At 60.3% G+C, this 17,729-nt stretch carries 14 protein-coding genes and 1 riboswitch; of the genes, 5 read left to right on the plus strand and 9 right to left on the minus strand.

The features are described 5' to 3' along the window. Positions 1–32 precede the first annotated feature (32 nt). Both HCK86_RS13725 and HCK86_RS13730 read right to left on the minus strand, forming a co-directional pair. Positions 33–206: a hypothetical protein gene (locus tag HCK86_RS13725; RefSeq protein ID WP_176085045.1), complete on the minus strand. Its 174-nt coding sequence runs from the start codon at positions 204–206 to the stop codon at positions 33–35. After that, positions 190–1,818, minus strand: coding sequence for a glucan biosynthesis protein G (locus HCK86_RS13730; RefSeq protein WP_176085046.1), 1,629 nt, complete (start codon positions 1,816–1,818; stop codon positions 190–192). The genes HCK86_RS13725 and HCK86_RS13730 overlap by 17 nt, the downstream gene beginning before the upstream one ends. A 736-nt stretch (positions 1,819–2,554) precedes the next feature. On the opposite strand from HCK86_RS13730, the gene HCK86_RS13735 reads away from it, so the two are divergent. Further along, positions 2,555–4,159 carry a glucan biosynthesis protein gene (locus tag HCK86_RS13735; protein WP_176085047.1) on the plus strand — a complete coding sequence of 535 codons (1,605 nt, stop codon included), beginning with the start codon at positions 2,555–2,557 and terminating at the stop codon, positions 4,157–4,159. Positions 4,160–4,212: 53 nt separating this feature from the next. Here HCK86_RS13735 and HCK86_RS13740 read toward each other — a convergent pair whose 3' ends face one another. After that, a complete protein-coding gene (locus tag HCK86_RS13740; RefSeq protein WP_176085048.1) occupies positions 4,213–4,650 on the minus strand; it encodes a peptidylprolyl isomerase in 438 nt (145 codons plus the stop codon). A gap of 372 nt (positions 4,651–5,022) precedes the next feature. Beyond that, positions 5,023–5,138, plus strand: a riboswitch (TPP riboswitch). 158 nt (positions 5,139–5,296) lie between these two features. Here HCK86_RS13740 and thiB point away from each other — a divergent pair. The 4 genes from thiB (at position 5,297) to HCK86_RS13760 (ending at position 10,233) form a co-directional block, all read left to right on the plus strand. Further along, on the plus strand, positions 5,297–6,310 hold the full coding sequence (gene thiB / locus HCK86_RS13745; protein WP_176085049.1) for a thiamine ABC transporter substrate binding subunit: 1,014 nt from the start codon (positions 5,297–5,299) through the stop codon (positions 6,308–6,310). 55 nt (positions 6,311–6,365) lie between these two features. Then, positions 6,366–7,955, plus strand: coding sequence for a thiamine/thiamine pyrophosphate ABC transporter permease (gene thiP / locus HCK86_RS13750; RefSeq protein WP_176085143.1), 1,590 nt, complete (start codon positions 6,366–6,368; stop codon positions 7,953–7,955). A 13-nt stretch (positions 7,956–7,968) separates the two neighbouring features. Further along, complete coding sequence (locus HCK86_RS13755; RefSeq protein ID WP_176085050.1) at positions 7,969–8,649, plus strand: ATP-binding cassette domain-containing protein; 681 nt, start codon at positions 7,969–7,971, stop codon at positions 8,647–8,649. Between the two features lie 96 nt (positions 8,650–8,745). After that, positions 8,746–10,233, plus strand: a complete 1,488-nt coding sequence (locus HCK86_RS13760; RefSeq protein WP_246739600.1) for a M48 family metalloprotease — start codon at positions 8,746–8,748, stop codon at positions 10,231–10,233. Positions 10,234–10,311: 78 nt separating this feature from the next. Here the strand turns inward: HCK86_RS13760 and HCK86_RS13765 are convergent, their stop codons facing one another. From HCK86_RS13765 to HCK86_RS13790, 6 genes are all read right to left on the minus strand, one after another. Continuing rightward, the gene (locus HCK86_RS13765; protein WP_176085052.1) at positions 10,312–10,881 is read right to left on the minus strand and encodes a GNAT family N-acetyltransferase; all 570 of its coding nucleotides are present in this window, start codon (positions 10,879–10,881) and stop codon (positions 10,312–10,314) included. Between the two features lie 106 nt (positions 10,882–10,987). After that, on the minus strand, positions 10,988–11,860 hold the full coding sequence (locus HCK86_RS13770; RefSeq protein WP_176085053.1) for an RNA polymerase factor sigma-32: 873 nt from the start codon (positions 11,858–11,860) through the stop codon (positions 10,988–10,990). Between the two features lie 264 nt (positions 11,861–12,124). Beyond that, entirely contained in the window at positions 12,125–12,694 is a 570-nt protein-coding gene (locus HCK86_RS13775; RefSeq protein WP_141148037.1) for a CarD family transcriptional regulator, read from the minus strand. Positions 12,695–13,110: 416 nt separating this feature from the next. Next, positions 13,111–13,449 carry a ferredoxin FdxA gene (gene fdxA / locus HCK86_RS13780; RefSeq protein WP_176085054.1) on the minus strand — a complete coding sequence of 113 codons (339 nt, stop codon included), beginning with the start codon at positions 13,447–13,449 and terminating at the stop codon, positions 13,111–13,113. Positions 13,450–13,682: 233 nt separating this feature from the next. Next, positions 13,683–14,108: an RNA-binding S4 domain-containing protein gene (locus tag HCK86_RS13785; protein WP_176085055.1), complete on the minus strand. Its 426-nt coding sequence runs from the start codon at positions 14,106–14,108 to the stop codon at positions 13,683–13,685. Between the two features lie 5 nt (positions 14,109–14,113). Further along, positions 14,114–17,122, minus strand: coding sequence for a helicase-related protein (locus tag HCK86_RS13790; RefSeq protein WP_176085056.1), 3,009 nt, complete (start codon positions 17,120–17,122; stop codon positions 14,114–14,116). Positions 17,123–17,729: the final 607 nt, after the last annotated feature.

Consider the following 17,729-nt stretch of genomic DNA (forward strand, 5'->3'; position numbering starts at 1 on the left):
TCAAATCTCCTGCCCGGCTATGAAGACGGCAATCAGATCGACCGCCGCCGCGAGGCACCAAACAAGGGGAACAGATAAGACAGAATAGGAACGCGGTGGCGGCGCGAACGTTCCAGAATCTGCTCCGGCATCGGCAACGGCGCCGCCGAGGGCAGAAAACGGCTCATCTCGCCAAGCCCGGTTTCACTGTCAATTCGGTTTCTCATCTCCAACTCTCCACTGGTAGAGCCAAATTTCACTCAGGTCCTGCTTGCCGTCATTCAGGGAACCGACGAGCTCGACCGGCTTGTCGCCATCGGGCTTGAGGTCGATCGCCAGCCGCCAGACCCCCTGCCCGTTGACCTGAGACACGGTGCTGTGCACGATCTGGGCATTGGTGGCACTGACATTGGCCTGGACCTCGGTCCCCGCCGGCAGGTCGGCAAGCGAGCCCCCGGCAAAATCGACGACAAACTTGCGCGTGCCGTCGTCATCTTCATTGCCCGAAACGCCGCCTTCGCCGCTGCGCAGCTCGACGACACGGGCAAGCCTTGTCTGATCTTCTTCGATGGAACCCCAGGTCAGGCGATAATCGTAATTCGCCGACCCGCCAGCCTTCGCCGGCGCCTTGGGCTGCCAGAAGCAGACGATATTGTCATTGATCTCGAGCGCCGTCGGAATCTCCACCAGCGATACGGTGCCGTCGCCCCAGTCATTCAGGGGTTCGACCAGCAGCGACGGGCGGCGTTCGTAATGCGCTTCCGCATCCTGATAGTCATCGAAATTGCGGTGACGCTGATAAAGTCCGAATGCGCGCGGGCTCGCCTCGCCGAGATAGGAATTGGCAAGCTTCTTCGGGTTCTCGAGACTCCGCCAGACCTCGGTTCGGTCGGAACGGATAATCTTCAACCCTTCACTGTCATGGACCCGCTCGCGATAATCATCGAAGGCGTGATGATTGGCCGGGCCGAACAGATACATCGATGTCATCGGCGCGATCCCGAGCCGACTGATGTCGGCCCTGAAGAACAGTCGCGCCGACACTTCCATCCGCGTGTTCATGCCCGGCGTGATGACGAAGCGGTAAGCCCCGGTGACACTCTTGGAATCAAGCGCGGCAAAGACCGTCAGTGACTCATCATCCGGCTTTGGCCGCTGAATGTAGAAATCCGTGAACATCGGAAACTCTTCGCCGGCATTGGTCGCGGTGTTGACCGCAAGACCGCGGGCGGAAAGACCGTAAAGAGAGCCCTTGCCGAGCGCCCGGAAATAAGACGCCCCGAGAAAGGAAATCAGTTCGTCGCTGACATCTTTGCGATTGAGCGGGTAGTTCAGGCGGAAGCCGGCAACGCCGGGAAGATCGGCGCCGGCAAAGCGCGATGGATCCAGCGGCGGCTGATAGATGAAATCATCGGCGGTGAACTCAAACTGCCGTGCCTTGCCACCGGCAACCTCAAAAAGCCCGACCGGCGTCTTGTAGAGCCAGCCCAGCGGAAAGACATGCATCTGAAAGTCAGAACGGTCACGCCAGATCGCCTTGTTCGGATCGTAACGGATCGCACGGAACTCGTCATAGCTCAGATCATCGAAGGGACCTGCCCCCGTCTCCTTCGGCGCGACATAGGGTTCGCCGGCCTTTTCCTTCATCATCTGCGTCAGACTATCGAAGGAAAAGTCTATGGCATCGTCCGAAAGCGTCGGCATGGCTGGCTTTTGTTGCGCCGCCGGCTGTTGTGTCTCAGCTGGCGCCGGGTCTCCGTCGGCCAGCACCGGTCCGGCCATGGCAGACACGGCGAGGGCACCCATTGCCGTCTGGGCGAGGAAAGTTCTTCTTTTCATCTACAATCCGGAACATCAATAAAGTGAAGGCCTTGCGGGGCGCTTGCTGCGGAGCAAATGGCCGTTTCCGCCGCCCTGTCATGCTACATCTGCCCGTTTTTTCCGGACAGAAGCGCTTTCAGGATCGAGGTCGCACCATCTCATTCATTCGCTAAACGCTACTGACTGAACAAGGTTCCTACGTTTTATTTGAAACCCTTTTTTTTTCAACTATTCCGTTCGAATAGCACCCAAAATCTTTCGCCGCAGGGCGGCGCACGAAACGGCTGGCCCAAAGCGCCAACCGACCTCGTTAACAAAATAGAAACTTTCGGCGAAACGATGGCAAAACCTCAGACACAAGATGATTCGTAAATAAAAGCCGGTATTCGCCTTTCGGCATTGCAACACAAGGCTAACTGACTCGTATCACACCGGAAATTTCGTCGGCCCTACCATAAGCGCGCACCAACCCAATTCGCCTTTCGGCCCGGCGGCAGGCGATCGAGGCGAGCAGTTCGCAACGTTTTTGCACGCGCCGGAACCGGGAGCGCCATCGCCGGAAAAATGCATGTGAGGCAGACGTCAACCAGCGCCGGAAATGCGCAGCGCACGCCCGTCTGGCAGCACGGCCGAAAATCGCAGCCATAATCGCAATTCCACCCCAGAATTGCTCTTGTTTCGGCCGGTGGAAGGTGTATAGGCAGCGCCGATATTGACCCCTCACATGCACGATTGAGAACTCTGGCAAATGTCCATGCTGCGCCGTACCTTGCTGAAAAACGCGGCCCTTCTGACCGGATTTACGCTTCTGCCCGCATCGCTGCGCGCAGCGCGTGCAGACCAGCTCGGTCAGCAGCCTTTTTCATACCAACTTCTGATTGAGCGCGCACGCGCGCTTGCCAATACCCCCTATATTCCGCCCTACCAGCCGATGCCTGACGTCGTTCATGCGATCGACTATGAACAGCATGGCAAGATCAAGTTCAGAACCGACAGGGCACCCTTTTCCGGTCAGGCCGGCACCAGTCCAGATGGCGCCTATCCATTGGAATTCTTTCATCTCGGGCGCTATTTTACCAAGAGCGTGAAGATGTTTCTCGTCGAGGACGGTGTTGCATCTGAGGTTAGCTATGACCCGTCCATGTTCGACATGCCGGATGACAGCCCCGCGCGCCAGCTGCCCGCCGATAGCGGCTATGCCGGGTTCCGCCTGCAGGAATGGAAGGGCGCCGATGACTGGCGCAGCCAGGACTGGGTCGCTTTCCTCGGCGCATCCTATTTCCGCGCCATCGGCGCCGACGGTCAATATGGGCTTTCTGCCCGCGGCGTCGTCATCAATGCCGCCGTGCCCGACAAGGCCGAGGAATTTCCCGACTTTACCGAATTCTACATCGCCGAAACCACGGACCCCGAACAGCCCGTCACGATTTGTGCGCTTCTGGACGGCCCGAGCATTACCGGTGCTTACCGGTTTTCCATTCGCCGCGGCACCGATCGCACAAAAGGCGTCGATATGGAGATCGAATCCTCGCTGTTTCTGCGGGAGGACATCGAGCGGCTTGGTCTCATGCCGCTGACCTCGATGTTCTGGTATGGCGAATATGGCCGGGAGCGCATGCGCGACTGGCGCCCGGAAGTTCACGATTCGGACGGCCTTGCCTTGTGGACCGGAACGGGCGAACGTCTGTGGCGGCCGCTGAACAATCCGCCTGAACTGCGGATCTCGGCCTTTTCAGACGACAATCCGCGCGGATTCGGCCTGTTGCAGCGCGACCGCAATTTCGATCATTATCAGGACGGTGTCATGTATGACCGCCGGCCGAGCCTGTGGGTCGAGCCGCTGGCACCGCTCGGCAAGGGCGGCGTTCAGCTGCTCGAAATACCAACCGATGACGAAATCCATGACAATATCGGCGCCTTCTGGGTTCCGGATGAACCCGCACGGCGCGGCAACAGCTACCAGCTGCATTACCGGCTCTTCTGGCAGAACAATGAGCCCTATCCGGCGGAAAACATCGCCCAGACGATTTCCACCCGCATTGGCCTTGGCGGCGAGCCCGGCAAGCCGCGCCCGGAAAATGTCTACCGCTTCGCGCTGTCCTTCGATCGGCCATCGGTGATGCAGACCATCCCCTATGGCGTGTTTCCGAAGGTGGATGTCACCACCAGCGCCGGCACGGTCATCCGCGCCTTTTGCGAACCGGTGCCAGGCGGCAATGTCTGGCGGGCGATCTTCGATCTCGAATTGCCGCCGGATCAGCTGAGCGAGCTTCGGGTCTTCCTGTCGATGGACGGCCAGCCGCTGACCGAGACCTGGATCTATCAGTTCTCACGCGCGCTCGGCCTTTCAGCCACGTAAGACAAAAGGGCGCCACGATCGCGACGCCCTTTTGAAATGATGCCGTCTGGACCTCAGGCGGCCTTGACGATTTCCACCAGATCGACCTTGAAGGTCAGATCCTGTCCGGCCAGCGGATGATTGGCATCAACGGTCACCTGTTCGGCATCGACGGCGGTGACGACCAGCGGCAGCATTTCGCCGTTGGGCGTGCGGGCCTGAAGCCTGAGACCCGGCTCGACAGGAACGCCTTCCGGCATGGCCGAACGCGGCACCGACTGAACCTTGGCCGGATCATGCGGGCCATAGGCCTCAACCGAGACGACCGTCACCGTGCGGCTATCACCGACAGCCATGCCGGAGATTTCCCGGTCGAGGCCCGGAATGATCTGGCCGGCGCCGATGGTGAATTCAAGCGGCTGGCGACCTTCCGATGAATCAAAGGTCGAACCGTCATTCAGCGTTCCGACATAATGGATACGCACCGTATCCCCGCTCTTTGCTTCTGCCATTGATGTGCTCCTTCCTGTTGGTCACTCACGCATCGAAAGGCGGGAGCTTCAAGCCCAGCCGCTGAAACGATCGCGCAAATAAAGAGTGTCACAGCGCCGCGTCTTTCGACGCCGGGCGCTCTAGGACGAGCCGACACACATCCTGCGCATGACGACCTGAATGCCGCCCGTCACCCTTTCAGCGCAGGCACGGCATTCCTCTTTCCTCAAATATCGCGCATCGCTGAAAGCCGGCCAGAAGGCCATGCCGGGCGATGCGACGGCGGGTTCACCGCATTTTATGCGGTGAGGCCTGAACGTAGTCATTTCGGCCAGCATTTTCAAATCTTCTCGTCCCCCTTGCAATGCTGAAATGACAGGGATACTCCTGACCTTGCTCTAACGGGGTGCTGCGGATGGTGATCCATCCTGCTGCTGAGAGGCTCAAATGCCAACCCGAGGAACCTGATCCGGTTAAGACCGGCGGAGGGATTAGACGCGTGTCGCAACAGACGCCCTTTTCCCCTTCCATGACGAAAATTAAAGAGGAGATGGCGTCATGCCAAAAATGATTTCCCTGGCGCATCGGCTCGAAAATCGGAATCGGTTTTCGAAAGGAACGATGCGTAGATTCAATAAGATAGAGCGTCCTGGTGCATCGAGGCACATGCAGCACGCTCTTAGCCTTGCAGCCCTTACGGGACTTGCCGCCCTTTCTGCAGCGACTTCCGGCTTTGCCGCTGACAAGGTGCTGACCGTCTACACCTATGAGAGCTTCAATGCCGACTGGGGCCCCGGCCCTGAAATCAAGAAAGCCTTCGAGGCGACATGCGGCTGCACGCTGAAATTCGTCAGTGCCGAAGACGGCGTGGCGCTTTTGAACAAGCTGAAGCTGGAGGGCAAGTCGAGTCCCGCCGATATCGTGCTGGGCCTCGACAACAACCTGATTGCCGAAGCCCGCGCCACCGGCCTGTTCGCCCCGTCCGAGATCGACACCGGCGCCGTCACTATTCCCGGTGGATTTGCTGACGACACTTTCGTGCCCTTCGATTACGGCTATTTCGACGTCGTCTATGACAGCCAGGCCATGTCCGCACCGCCGACAAGTCTCGATGATCTGGTCCATGGCGACAAGGACCAGAAGATCGTCATCGAAGATCCGCGCACGTCGACGCCCGGGCTTGGCATGCTGCTCTGGTTCAAATCGGTCTATGGCGACGATGCTGCCGATGCCTGGAAGGCGATGAAGGACCGTGTGCTGACGGTGACGCCCGGCTGGTCCGAAGCCTATGGCCTTTTTACCGGCGGCGAAGCGCCGATGGTGCTTTCCTACACCACCTCGCCGACCTATCACGAGATCGAGGAAAACAGCGAGCGTTACAAGGCGGCCAATATCAGCGATGGTCTTTATATTCAGGTCGAGGTCGCCGCACGCACCGCCATGGCCGATGATCCGGAACTGGCAAAGGAATTCCTGGCCTTCATGATTTCCCCGGCCTTTCAGGATGTCATCCCGACAACGAACTGGATGCTGCCTGCCGCGCCGACATCAAGCCCGCTGCCGGCGGCCTTTGACAGGGTCGTCACCCCGGATAAAACGCTGTCCTTCCCGCCGGAAACGGTTGCCGACAACCGCAAGGCCTGGATCGACGAATGGCTTGATGCCATGAGTGCCCGATAAGCGAAGGACGGCCCCACTGAACGGCTATCTCACCACAGGCGAATATCGCAGCGCGATGACGACCGGCTTCCTGGCCTTCGTGGCCGTTGCCGGTTTCATCGCCATTGCGGTTTTTGCCCTTGCCGGTTTTGGCGCCTCGGATGCGGCGGCCGGCATCTTCACTGATGCCTATGTCTGGCGGATCCTGCGCTTCACCCTCTGGCAGGCGAGCCTTTCGACGCTGATTTCGGTGATGCTCGCCATTCCCTTGGCGCGGTCCCTGGCCCGCCGGCCATCCTTCCCCGGCCGGCTTTGGGTGATCCGGCTGATGGCCGTGCCGCTCGGGCTTCCGGTTCTCATCGGAGCGCTGGGGCTGATCGGGATCTGGGGCCGGCAGGGGCTGTTCAACGATATGGCCGACTGGGCCGGTTTCGGCCGGCCGCTTGGTATCTATGGCCTTTTCGGCATTTTGCTGGCCCATGTCTATTTCAACCTGCCGCTTGCCGCCCGGCTGATGCTGGCCGGGCTGGAGCGGATCCCGCCGGAATATTTCAAGCAGGCCGCCATGCTGGACATGCCCGGCCGCTCCGTCTTCCGCTTCATCGAATGGCCGGTGATCCGCCCGCTCATTCCCGGTATTGCCGGGCTGATCTTCATGCTCTGCGCCACCTCCTTCACGCTGGTCCTGATCCTTGGCGGCGGACCGGCGGCAACCACGCTTGAGGTCGCCATCTATCAGGCATTGCGTTTCGATTTCGATCCCGCCCGCGCCGTCGCGCTGTCAGGCCTGCAGATCCTGGTGACCGGAGCCGTGCTGCTGGCGCTTGCCGCCCTGCCCCGGGCCGGCGACCCCGGAACCACGGCAGGTCACCCGGGCGTGCGGCCAGACGGGGTGCACCGCCACCTGAAGCTTGCCGACGGCGTGCTGATCGTCGTCTTTTCCGCCTTCCTGCTGCTGCCGCTGGCGATGATCCTCATCAACGGCGCCAAGGCCGACCTTGTGCGCATTGTCAGCGAACCGATTTTCTGGACGGCACTTTCGACGAGCCTTGCCATCTCCTTTTCCGCAGCCTGTCTCTGCCTGATTCTCGCCCTTGCCTTCATCGCCCTGCAGGATAGCGTTCTCGAACAGCCGAAAGCCGGGCCCGCCGCCCGGCTTCTCGCCGTTCTTGCCTCCTCCACCGGTTCGCTGGTGCTGCTTGTGCCGCCGGTCGTGCTCGGCACCGGCTGGTTCCTGGTGCTGCGCCCGTTCGGCCTGACGGATTTTGCCGCCCCGCTGATTGTGATCGCCATCAACGTGCTGATGGCCCTGCCATTTGTTCTGCGCGTTCTTGCGCCCGCTGTCAGAACCCACCGGCAGCGCACCGCCCGTCTTGCCGCAAGCCTCGGGCTGACAGGCCTTGCCCGGCTGCGCATCGTCGACTGGCCTGGCCTGTCGCGAAGCGCTGCTACAGCCATGGCCTTCGCCATGGCCCTGTCACTCGGCGACCTCGGCGCGATTGCACTTTTCGGCGGTGACGGACTTACGACGCTGCCCTATCTGCTTTATAGCCGGCTCGGCAGCTACCGCACGGCGGATGCGGCGGGACTTGCGCTCATTCTCGGCTTCCTCTGCCTGATGCTGATGAGCCTTGGCACGCGGCGCATCGGCGCAGACCCACACTGACCGGAGACAGACCATGGCCGCGCATGTGACGCTTGATCGTGTCGAGCTTTTTCTTGGCTCAGCGCAGTTTCATTTTGACGGCACCATTGATGCCGGAACCATCACCGCCGTGACCGGCCGATCCGGTGCCGGAAAGTCGACACTCATCAATCTGATTGCGGGCTTTGCCATGCCCGATGCCGGAAAAGTGATGATCGGCGGGCAGGACATGACCGGGCTTCATGTTTCGCGGCGCCCGCTGACCCTGGTGTTTCAGGACAATAACCTCTTCAGCCATCTCGACATATTCACCAATGTCGCGCTGGGCATTTCGGCGACGATGCGCCTTTTTCCAGAAGACCGGCAACGCATTGACAATGCCCTTGTCCGGGTCGGACTTGATGGCTTTGGCAAACGCATGCCGGCCACGCTTTCGGGTGGCGAGCGCCAGCGGGTTGCCTTTGCCCGGGCGCTGGTGCGCGAACGGCCGATCCTGCTGCTCGATGAGCCTTTTGCAGCGCTTGACCCGGAAATGCGCGCAGAAATGGTAAAGCTGCTACTTGAACTCCACCAAGAAACCGGCAATACCGTGATCATGGTTTCCCATGAACCCGACGAGATGAATGCGATCGCTGAAAGCCGCATCATTGTCGAGAATGGTCGATTTCTCGCCGGTGTTGAGAAATCCTCAACCCATTTCAGCAAGGAATCTTGAAACATATCAAAATCGGGAACGTTGCGGGAAAGACAGCGTTCCGTTCAAAGGGTTCAGCGTCAGCGGGCACATTGGATGAATGACACAGGGAGTTCCATGCTCCGGACAGTAATCGCGGGCAAAATGCGGCGCCACTGGCGCGCAGCTGTGGCAATGGCCTCGGCTTTGGCGCTGGCCGCCTGTCAGACCGACAGCAGCCACTTCATTATCGCAGGACCGGATGGTGCCAGCAGCCAGACCGTGGAGGCCTTGTCGCGCAAGGATCCGAACGCGGCCATGGGCGCGCGCGAGCATCCGCATATTCTCGAGACCTATGGCGGCGAATATCGCGACCCGAAGGTTGAGCGCCTGGTCGCGCGGATCGCAGGTGGCCTGACGGCGGTCTCAGAAAATCCGCAGCAGACCTACCGCATCACCATTTTGAATTCTCCGACGATCAACGCCTTTGCGCTGCCCGGCGGCTATCTTTATGTCACCCGCGGTCTGCTGGCCCTTGCCAATGACGCCTCGGAGCTGGCCGCAGTGCTGTCGCATGAAATGGCTCATGTTACCGCCAATCACGGCATTGAGCGGCAGCGCCGCGAAGAGGCCGAGGCGATCGCCAACCGCGTTGTCTCCGAGGTTCTGCCTAGCGATCCGAAGAACCAGGATGTGCTGGCGCGCGGCAAGCTCCGGCTTGCGGCCTTCTCCCGTCAGCAGGAGCTGGAAGCCGACGCCATCGGTATCCGCATGCTGGCCGAAGCCGGCTACGATCCCTTCGCTGCAGCCCGCTTCCTGCGCTCCATGGAGGCCTTTTCCAACTATGAGGCCGACCATAACGATAATGGTCCGCAGGTCGACTTTCTGTCCAGCCACCCGAGCACGCCGCGCCGCATCGACCTTGCGGAAGGCCATGCCCGTGATTACGCCGCCACCGGCAGTTTCGAAACGGGCAAGGATTATTATCTCGACGGTATTGATGGCATGCTGTTCGGCAGCAATCCGGAAGATGGCTATATCCGCGACCGGACCTTCTATCATCCCAAGCTTCAGATCAGCTTCGAGGTACCGCCCGGATTTTCCATGGTCGACAAGTCCAATGCTGTTGTCGCCATGGGACCGAATGATGTCGCAATCCGCTTTGACGGCGTCAACGCGCCAGCGCGCGAGGACCTGGCCGATTACATCAAAAGCGGCTGGGTCACCGGCCTCGTCCCAGGCTCCGTCACCACGACGACCGTCGGCGGCATGCCGGCCGCCAATGCCAAGGCGGTCGCCGGAGACTGGCAGTTTGACGTGACGGTGATCCGTTCCGGTTCCGATATCTATCGGCTGCTGACAGCCGCCCCCAAGGACAGCACTGCGCTTGAGCCGGCGGCCAACGCCGTCAGCGCAAGCTTCCACAAGCTCAGTCCGCAGGAAGTCGCCGCGCTGAAACCCTTGCGCGTGCGTATCTACACCGTGAAACCCGGCGATAATGTCCAGACCGTTGCCGGCATGATGATGGGAACCGAACGCAAGCTTGATCTCTTCAAGGTGCTGAACGCTCTTCCCTCCGGGGCCACGCTCTCAGTGGGTCAGAAGGTCAAGATCGTTTCGGAATAACCGCCGCACCGCTGTCGGCAGACAGGATTGAGGCCCGGGACGAAGCGGCTGCATCGTAGCTTTTCCATCGTCCGGGCTTCAGGCGGCAGTTCTGACAGCGCAGGCCGTGGGGTGGGCCGCTGTCAGCACAGCCGCGTCCTCTGCACCATCGCGCCGATGGAAAAGCCAGTCGCACCCGCCAAGCTGCACGGCAGCACAGAAGCGAAAGCCCGCCTTGTGCAGCACGCGGCGGGATGCATGATTGCCAGGATGAACCACCGCTCCGACCGTGGCGCGGCCATGATCGGCTTCGGCGGCATCAAGAATGGCGGCAACGGCTTCCTGTGCCAGCCCGCGCCCCCAATGATCCGGGTTCAGATGATAGGACAGGTTGAGCCCGGCGACCGGACCGTTCAGCGTGATGCCGGCGAAACCGATCGGATTGCCGTCACGTTCGATCAGATACCGCCCGAAACCGAAATCCTGCCAGTGACGGATCTCGAGCCTGAAGCGCCGCGCAATCCGCGCCGGCGGCTCGGTTTCGCGTTCACCGGCACCCGGCTTCATCTCCGGACGCGCGTAAAGTTCCTGCGCAAAGGACAGATCGCAATATGATGGCGGCCGCAACAAAAGCCGCGATGTTTCAAGGGCGCGCGTCAAAGACTGCATCGCCAGCTCCTCCCACGAACCGACGCCACACCTCCCCGTGTGACGCGTCGTCCTCAAAACAGGACGACGCCGCCAAAACTGACAGAAATCAGTCAGACCGGCAAGTTCAGGCGTGGCCTGCCGGGCGCTGCATGATTTCGGACTCGCCGCCGGTCATGGCATCGCGCAGCTTCTCAATCGCCCGTGTTTCGATCTGGCGCACCCGCTCCTTGGAAATGCCCAGCTCGCTGCCGAGCGCCTCCAGCGTGGTCGCTTCCTCAGACAGCCGTCGCGCACGAATGATACGGTCTTCGCGCGGTGACAGGCGCCGCAAGGCGATTTTCAGCCGGCTGCTCATCCGCTCGCCGTCAATCATCACCGTGACCTGCTCTTCCGGCAAGGGCGCTGTGCAGACCAGAAAATCCATGCGTTCGCTCGCCCCATCTTCATCACTGACCGGGGCGTGCAGCGAGGAATCACTGGCCGAAAGGCGGGCATCCATGCTCTGCACGTCACCAACCTTGACGCCGAGCCGCGTCGCAATCTCGTTGTAGATTTCCTGAGAGGTCAGCGACCGGTTCTGCTCGGCAATCTTGGCTCTGAGCCGTCTGAGCTTGAAAAACAGAGCCTTTTGCGCCGAAGAGGTGCCGCCACGCACGATCGACCAGTTACGCAGCACATAATCCTGCATCGCCGCCCGGATCCACCATGTGGCATAGGTGGAAAACCGGACGCCGCGCTCCGGCTCGAAGCGTGAGACAGCTTCCAGCAGGCCGACATAACCTTCCTGGACCAGATCGGATTTGGGCAGGCCGAAGCCGCGAAACCGCCCGGCCATGGAAACGACGAGGCGCAGATGCGCCATCGCGATATCATTGCGGGCCTTTCTGTCGCTGTCATTGCGCCAGCGCTCCGCCAGATCCTGCTCCTGCTCACGTGTCAGATAGGGCGCCGCCATGGCAGCGTCGACGAGGCTGCGGTCATCCTGATTTGAACCCATAACTTCCCGCCTTTCTCCCCACCCTGACCTCAGCATGCGACATTTTGTCCGCATCGCAATCGAAATCGCTTTGGTGAAACTCAATTTTGAGTGAGCGGTCCTCCATTGCGCAAGACTGCCTAAGATCAAGAACGTATGAAACGGTTATTCGGTTCATCTGCCGACGCGTTTTTTTTGACCGGTCGCGTCCTGCTGGCCGGCGGGCATGAAAAAACCGGCCGCGAAGGCCGGTTTTGACAACTGATCAAAGTCTTGAAAGACCGCTTACGCGGCTTCCTCATGGGCGTCATCGTCTTCACTGACCTTGCCGCGCTTGGGAGACTTGGCAAGATGGGTTTCGACCAGACGAACCGCTTCCGTTTCCGACATCTTGTTGACGGCTGCGATCTCGCGCGCCATGCGATCAAGAGCGGCTTCGTAAAGCTGACGCTCGGAATAGGATTGCTCAGGCTGATTATCGGCCCGGTAAAGGTCACGGACAACTTCCGCAATCGAGATCAGATCGCCGGAATTGATCTTGGCATCATATTCCTGAGCGCGACGCGACCACATGGTGCGCTTGATGCGGGCCTTGCCCTGCACAACCTTCAGAGCACGCTCGACGAAATCCGTCTCCGACAGCTTGCGCATGCCGATGCTCATCGCTTTGGCGACCGGAACCTTCAGTCGCATCTTGTCCTTGTCGAAATCGATAACGAAGAGTTCGAGCTTCATGCCCGCCACTTCCTGTTCCTCAATCGCAGTGATCGTGCCTACACCGTGTGCCGGATAGACAATCGCTTCACCAGTCTTGAAACCGTGACGACCCGAAGACTTGTTCTGTTGTACTGTCATATGCTTCAAAAACTCCCTGTTACGCATCCGGCGGGCGCCGGCGCCGGGCGGAATCACCCGACAGTGGCGAGCGTTTGACGTCACTCGCCTGCTGTATCCACCAAACGTGCATAATAAAGCGTCGCGTACTCAGGCCCGAAGCCATTGCGCACATAATCCGGGGGGAAAAGATCGACGTTTATTTGATTGCTTTCTTGGCTAGGATGGCAAATTTTGCCGTTTTTTGGATCAGTCCCAAATATGTAGCACAAGATTGGCGCAGAATCAATGAAACATGCACCCGCGACCGTCGCCACGGGTGAAAATAACGATGTTGGCCGAGACCTATCCAATTTGCGGCCATTCGCCAAGCCCCAAAATGCCGATCAGCACCAAAAAAACAACAGCCTTCGATCAGTGTCGAAATGATGCCGTTATCAATCGCCCTTGCCGGGCTTGTCCGAGAAAAACTTCTCGAACTTGTTTTCCACGCCATCCATCTCGGCAGCCTCATCCATCGGCTCGCGCTTGATGGTGATATTCGGCCATTGCGTCGAATATTCGGCATTGAGCTTCAGCCAGTCATCAAGTCCCGGCTCGGTATCCGGGCGGATCGCCTCGGCTGGACATTCCGGTTCACAGACGCCGCAATCGATACATTCATCGGGATTGATGACGAGAAAGTTCTCGCCCTCATAAAAGCAGTCTACCGGGCAGACTTCGACACAATCCGTGTATTTGCAGCGAATGCAGTTGTCGGTCACGACATACGTCATGAAAGGCTCCAGATCAGAAATTCCCGACGGACAGTTCCATGAACCACCCGTCTTCAGCGCAATTACAAAGCCGTCTCACACTGGCCGAGACCGGCAGAGCACTTTGCCTTCATGGCCTGAGGTACCGGCTTTGACGCGCTATCGCAAGAACATTTCGTTCCACAGATCAGCAGAACGCAGGCAGGATTTTTCCTTTTCAGCGGCTGCAACACCATGCATGACGCAAAATCAGCTCAAAGATCTTCGTCTCCGGTGAGCCGGTCCAGGGCGCGCCTTTCCTTCTTCGTCGGCCGCCCGGAGCCGGGAAGACGCTGGGCCTGCTCGAACGGCGTCAGCGGTTCACGCTTCGGCACTGGCGGGCTGTGATCCTCGTAAAGACGCTGCGCTTCCTCATATGGACCGCGCCGGCTGCCCGCCGCCACCACGACCAGCACCACATCGCGCCGCTCCAGCGCCAGTTCGACACGGTCGCCCGGCATGATTTCGACGCTGGAACGGGCAATCTTCTGCCCGTTCACACGAACATGGCCGCTGTCGACCAGCTTTTGCGCCAGAGAGCGCGATTTTGCCATGCGGGTGAAAAACAGCCATTTGTCGATGCGCTGGCGTTCGCCGCCAGCGCGCTCGTCGGTTCCGGTCCTGTCCGCCGCCCTGGCCATTGGCCTCAGCGCTTCATCTGCGCCTTCAGCGCAGCAAGCTTGGCAAAGGGTGAATCTGGATCAACCGGCTTTTCGCGCCGCTGCGGACGCTCATTGCGCTGCGGACGATCCTCATCGCGACGCTCGCGCTTCGGTCCCTTGCCGTGACGCTGACCACGGGAAGCCTGCTCGCCCTCGCCGCGCGGTTCGCCCTGGCCGCTGCCCTGGCCGCCCTTGCGGCCCTGCGGCCGCTGGCCACGGCCACGCTCGGGACGGTTGCCACGTTCATTCTGCGAACGCCCGCCGCCCGGACGCCAGAGCAGAACCGGCTTCGGCTCTTCAGCCGGCTTTTCCTCCGTTGCCGCGACAGCCTCATCCACGGCTGCGGCAGCCGTTTCGGCAGGCGCGGCATTGTCCGTCGAAACGGGGCTTTCCTCAGCGTCAGCCGGAGCCGCCGAAGCCTCACCCTCTGAAGGGCTCTCGGTCTTTTCAGCCGTTGCGGCGTGACGCTTGGCAACGGTTTCAACCGCAACGCCGGCCGGCTTTGCCTGCTGGGTCTGCGCCTCGCGCTCGGCCTGGATCGCCGTCAGTTTCTCGACCTCTTCCGGACTTGCCACATCCGCGCGATAGCCGAGACCCTTGAGGATTTCTTCCATATCATCGGGCGTTGCACCGAGGATCGACATCATCGCCGGCGTGGTGACAAACCGGCGCCCGTCAAAGGCACCTTCCGGCGGCAGCGCATCGCTTGCCTTCCACTGGGTCAGCGGGCGGATGAGATCGGCCAGTCGCTCGAGAATGTCGATGCGCACGGCGCGCTTGCCGAGAAAGCGGAAACCGGCCAGCTTGTAGAACATGCGCTCATAGGTCGGGTCGGTGACGACGGAGGTACGCCCGGCCGCCAGAACCGGAATGAGCTCGCCATAGCCGGGTTTTTCCAGGCCGTCATTCTTCAGCGCCCACAACAGCGTGATCAGCTCGGCCGGTGCCGGCTTCAGAAGTGCCGGAATGAAGACGTGATAGGCGCCGAAGCGGACACCGTAATGGCGCATCGAAGCGCGTGCGTCCTGATCCAGCGACTTCACCTCATTGGCCACATCGCGGCGGAACAGAACGCCCAGATTCTCAACCAGCTGGAAGGCCAGGCCACGCGCCAGGCCCTGAATATCCTCGGCCCGGGACAATTCATCGAGCGGTTTCAGCACCGTCTGGATGTGATGCGCGACGAAACGCTCGATGCGGGCAACCGCGTGATCACGCGCCGGCCCGGACAACTGTTCGTCCGCCAGCAGGATGACCCGCGGGCGCAGGATATCATCGCCGGCGACGAGGCGGGCCACCGGATCGCCAAGCCATCGCAGGCTGCCCGACGCATCAATCGCCAGGTCCGCATTGCCCGAGGCATGCAGCCTTGCGGCGCGCGCCTCAAACTCCAGCGCCAGCGCCTTCTGCGCTGCCGCCTCGATCGCCTTGGCGTCAGGTCCCTCAGCGCCGGAAACGGCCTTGAAGCGAAATCCCGCCAATTCCCCTACATGATGCCCTTCAACGAAGACATCACCATTCACGCTTATTTCTGCTTCCAGCATCGCATTCTCTCTCAGGCGCTTCATCAGCACAGATGTCCTGCGGTCAACGAAGCGTTTCGTCAACCTTTCATGCAGTGCATCCGACAGCCGATCCTCGATTTTCCGTGTCTTTTCCTGCCAGTGTGTCGGATCGGCAAGCCAACCCGGTCGATTTGAAACATAAGTCCATGTTCTGATCTGGGCGATCCGCGCGGAAAGCGTGTCGATCTCGCCATCCGTCCGGTCCGCATGGCGGACCTGGCTCGCCAGAAAATCCTCGTCCACCTGCCCGCGATCAACCAGGTCACGATAGAGCGAGGCAATCAGATCGGCATGCTGTGCCGGGGCAATCCGGCGATAATCCGGCAGCGAGCAGGCATCCCACAGGGTTTCGATCCGCGCCGGGCGATCCGCGCGCGCAACAATGTCGGGATTGCGCGTCAGAAACTCCAGTGCCCGCTGATCCACAGCCGGCAGGGCGCGGGTCAGGCCGGATACGGTCGGCACCTGATCAAGGCTGTTTCTGAGGGCTGCAAGCGAGGCGAAATCCAGCGCTTTCGAGCGCCATTGCAGCACCTTCACCGGATCGAATTCATGCGCTTCGATACGCTCAACCAGCTCATCATCAAAGGGGGCGACCCTGCCCGTCACGCCGAATGTGCCGTCGCTGGTGTGTCGCCCGGCCCGGCCGGCCACCTGGGCCAGCTCGCCGGGATTGAGCGGACGGTACTGAAACCCGTCAAATTTCCGATCCTGGGCAAAGGCCACATGATCGACATCGAGGTTCAGCCCCATGCCGATCGCGTCCGTCGCCACCAGATATTCGACATCACCGTTCTGATAGAGTTCAACCTGGGCATTGCGGGTACGCGGCGACAGCGCACCAAGCACAACGGCAGCGCCGCCACGCTGGCGGCGGATCAGCTCGGCGATCGCATAGACCTCGTCGGACGAAAAGGCGACGACGGCGGAACGGCGCGGCAGGCGTGTGATCTTCTTCTGCCCGGCATAAAGCAGATGCGACATGCGCGGCCGTTCGATCACCGAAATGCCCGGCAGCAGGCTCCTGAGGATCGGCTTCATCGTCGCAGCGCCAAGCAGCAGGGTTTCCTCGCGGCCGCGCAGGTGCAGGATCCGGTCCGTGAAGATATGGCCCCGCTCCATGTCGCCGGCCAGCTGCACTTCATCGATCGCGACAAAGGCAACATCGGCCTCGCGCGGCATGGCCTCGACGGTGCAGACCTGAAAACGGGCTTTGGGCGGGCTGATCTTTTCTTCGCCGGTGATCAGCGCGACATTGTTGACGCCGACCTTTTCAACGACCCGTCCGTAGACTTCGCGCGCAAGCAGCCTCAACGGCAGTCCGATCACGCCGCTCGAATGCGCCACCATGCGCTCGATTGCAAAATGGGTCTTTCCGGTATTGGTCGGTCCGAGCATCGCGGTCACCCCGCGTCCGCTCAAGATCATGGCCTTAGCATTCAATGTCCCGGTCCCGATCCTTTTTGCTGGGGCCAAGGGACCTGCCCCCAACAGTGTCGTCCTCAATTGCGGCGCTTGTCCTCCCGGTCCGCGCCAGCGCATCCCTGTATAGATGGCTCTTGGCCCGCCCGCAAGCAAGGAGGCGCGCTGTTTTCGCCTTTTCGCCCCCTGCACGTTAAGAATTGGAACAGATGCGAACGAAAAGGCGACGAATCGCTGACCTGGAAGGCTTCCCGCTTTGTTCACGGCTAGATCTTGGGGCCAGATCCATCTGCACCACGATATCTCGGATCCGATCAGGCCACACCGCATGATCCGGCGTCAAAATGGCGCTGCCATGTTAATCTTTCTTGCCGAAATCTTAACAATTTCGTTACCCTCGACGCCATCTGGAAAGCGTGAACCTTGTGGCTGCAAACAACCTGGAATTAACCTTCAGGCCAAAGTGAGAACGAAAAGGCGACGAATCACAGACAGCGGCATTTTCTACTTTTGTTCACCGCTATATCTGGTGTAATTCACTGTTTCTTAACCATATTTTTCTTCGCAAGGGCCCGGCGGATCATGTTTTTGAAGCGCCCTCGTTAACCTTTTG

The sequence above is a fragment of the Martelella sp. HB161492 genome (assembly GCF_013184775.1).
Taxonomy (GTDB): domain Bacteria; phylum Pseudomonadota; class Alphaproteobacteria; order Rhizobiales; family Rhizobiaceae; genus Martelella.

What these genes read in the sequence shown, in the direction of transcription:
- HCK86_RS13725 (WP_176085045.1), bottom strand. Translation starts at nt 206, where the DNA reads ATGAGAAACCGAATTGACAGTGAAACCGGGCTTGGCGAGATGAGCCGT.
- HCK86_RS13730 (WP_176085046.1), bottom strand. Translation starts at nt 1,818, where the DNA reads ATGAAAAGAAGAACTTTCCTCGCCCAGACGGCAATGGGTGCCCTCGCC.
- HCK86_RS13735 (WP_176085047.1), top strand. Translation starts at nt 2,555, where the DNA reads ATGCTGCGCCGTACCTTGCTGAAAAACGCGGCCCTTCTGACCGGATTT.
- HCK86_RS13740 (WP_176085048.1), bottom strand. Translation starts at nt 4,650, where the DNA reads ATGGCAGAAGCAAAGAGCGGGGATACGGTGCGTATCCATTATGTCGGA.
- thiB (WP_176085049.1), top strand. Translation starts at nt 5,297, where the DNA reads ATGCAGCACGCTCTTAGCCTTGCAGCCCTTACGGGACTTGCCGCCCTT.
- thiP (WP_176085143.1), top strand. Translation starts at nt 6,366, where the DNA reads ATGACGACCGGCTTCCTGGCCTTCGTGGCCGTTGCCGGTTTCATCGCC.
- HCK86_RS13755 (WP_176085050.1), top strand. Translation starts at nt 7,969, where the DNA reads ATGGCCGCGCATGTGACGCTTGATCGTGTCGAGCTTTTTCTTGGCTCA.
- HCK86_RS13760 (WP_246739600.1), top strand. Translation starts at nt 8,746, where the DNA reads ATGCTCCGGACAGTAATCGCGGGCAAAATGCGGCGCCACTGGCGCGCA.
- HCK86_RS13765 (WP_176085052.1), bottom strand. Translation starts at nt 10,881, where the DNA reads ATGCAGTCTTTGACGCGCGCCCTTGAAACATCGCGGCTTTTGTTGCGG.
- HCK86_RS13770 (WP_176085053.1), bottom strand. Translation starts at nt 11,860, where the DNA reads ATGGGTTCAAATCAGGATGACCGCAGCCTCGTCGACGCTGCCATGGCG.
- HCK86_RS13775 (WP_141148037.1), bottom strand. Translation starts at nt 12,694, where the DNA reads ATGACAGTACAACAGAACAAGTCTTCGGGTCGTCACGGTTTCAAGACT.
- fdxA (WP_176085054.1), bottom strand. Translation starts at nt 13,449, where the DNA reads ATGACGTATGTCGTGACCGACAACTGCATTCGCTGCAAATACACGGAT.
- HCK86_RS13785 (WP_176085055.1), bottom strand. Translation starts at nt 14,108, where the DNA reads ATGGCCAGGGCGGCGGACAGGACCGGAACCGACGAGCGCGCTGGCGGC.
- HCK86_RS13790 (WP_176085056.1), bottom strand. Translation starts at nt 17,122, where the DNA reads ATGATCTTGAGCGGACGCGGGGTGACCGCGATGCTCGGACCGACCAAT.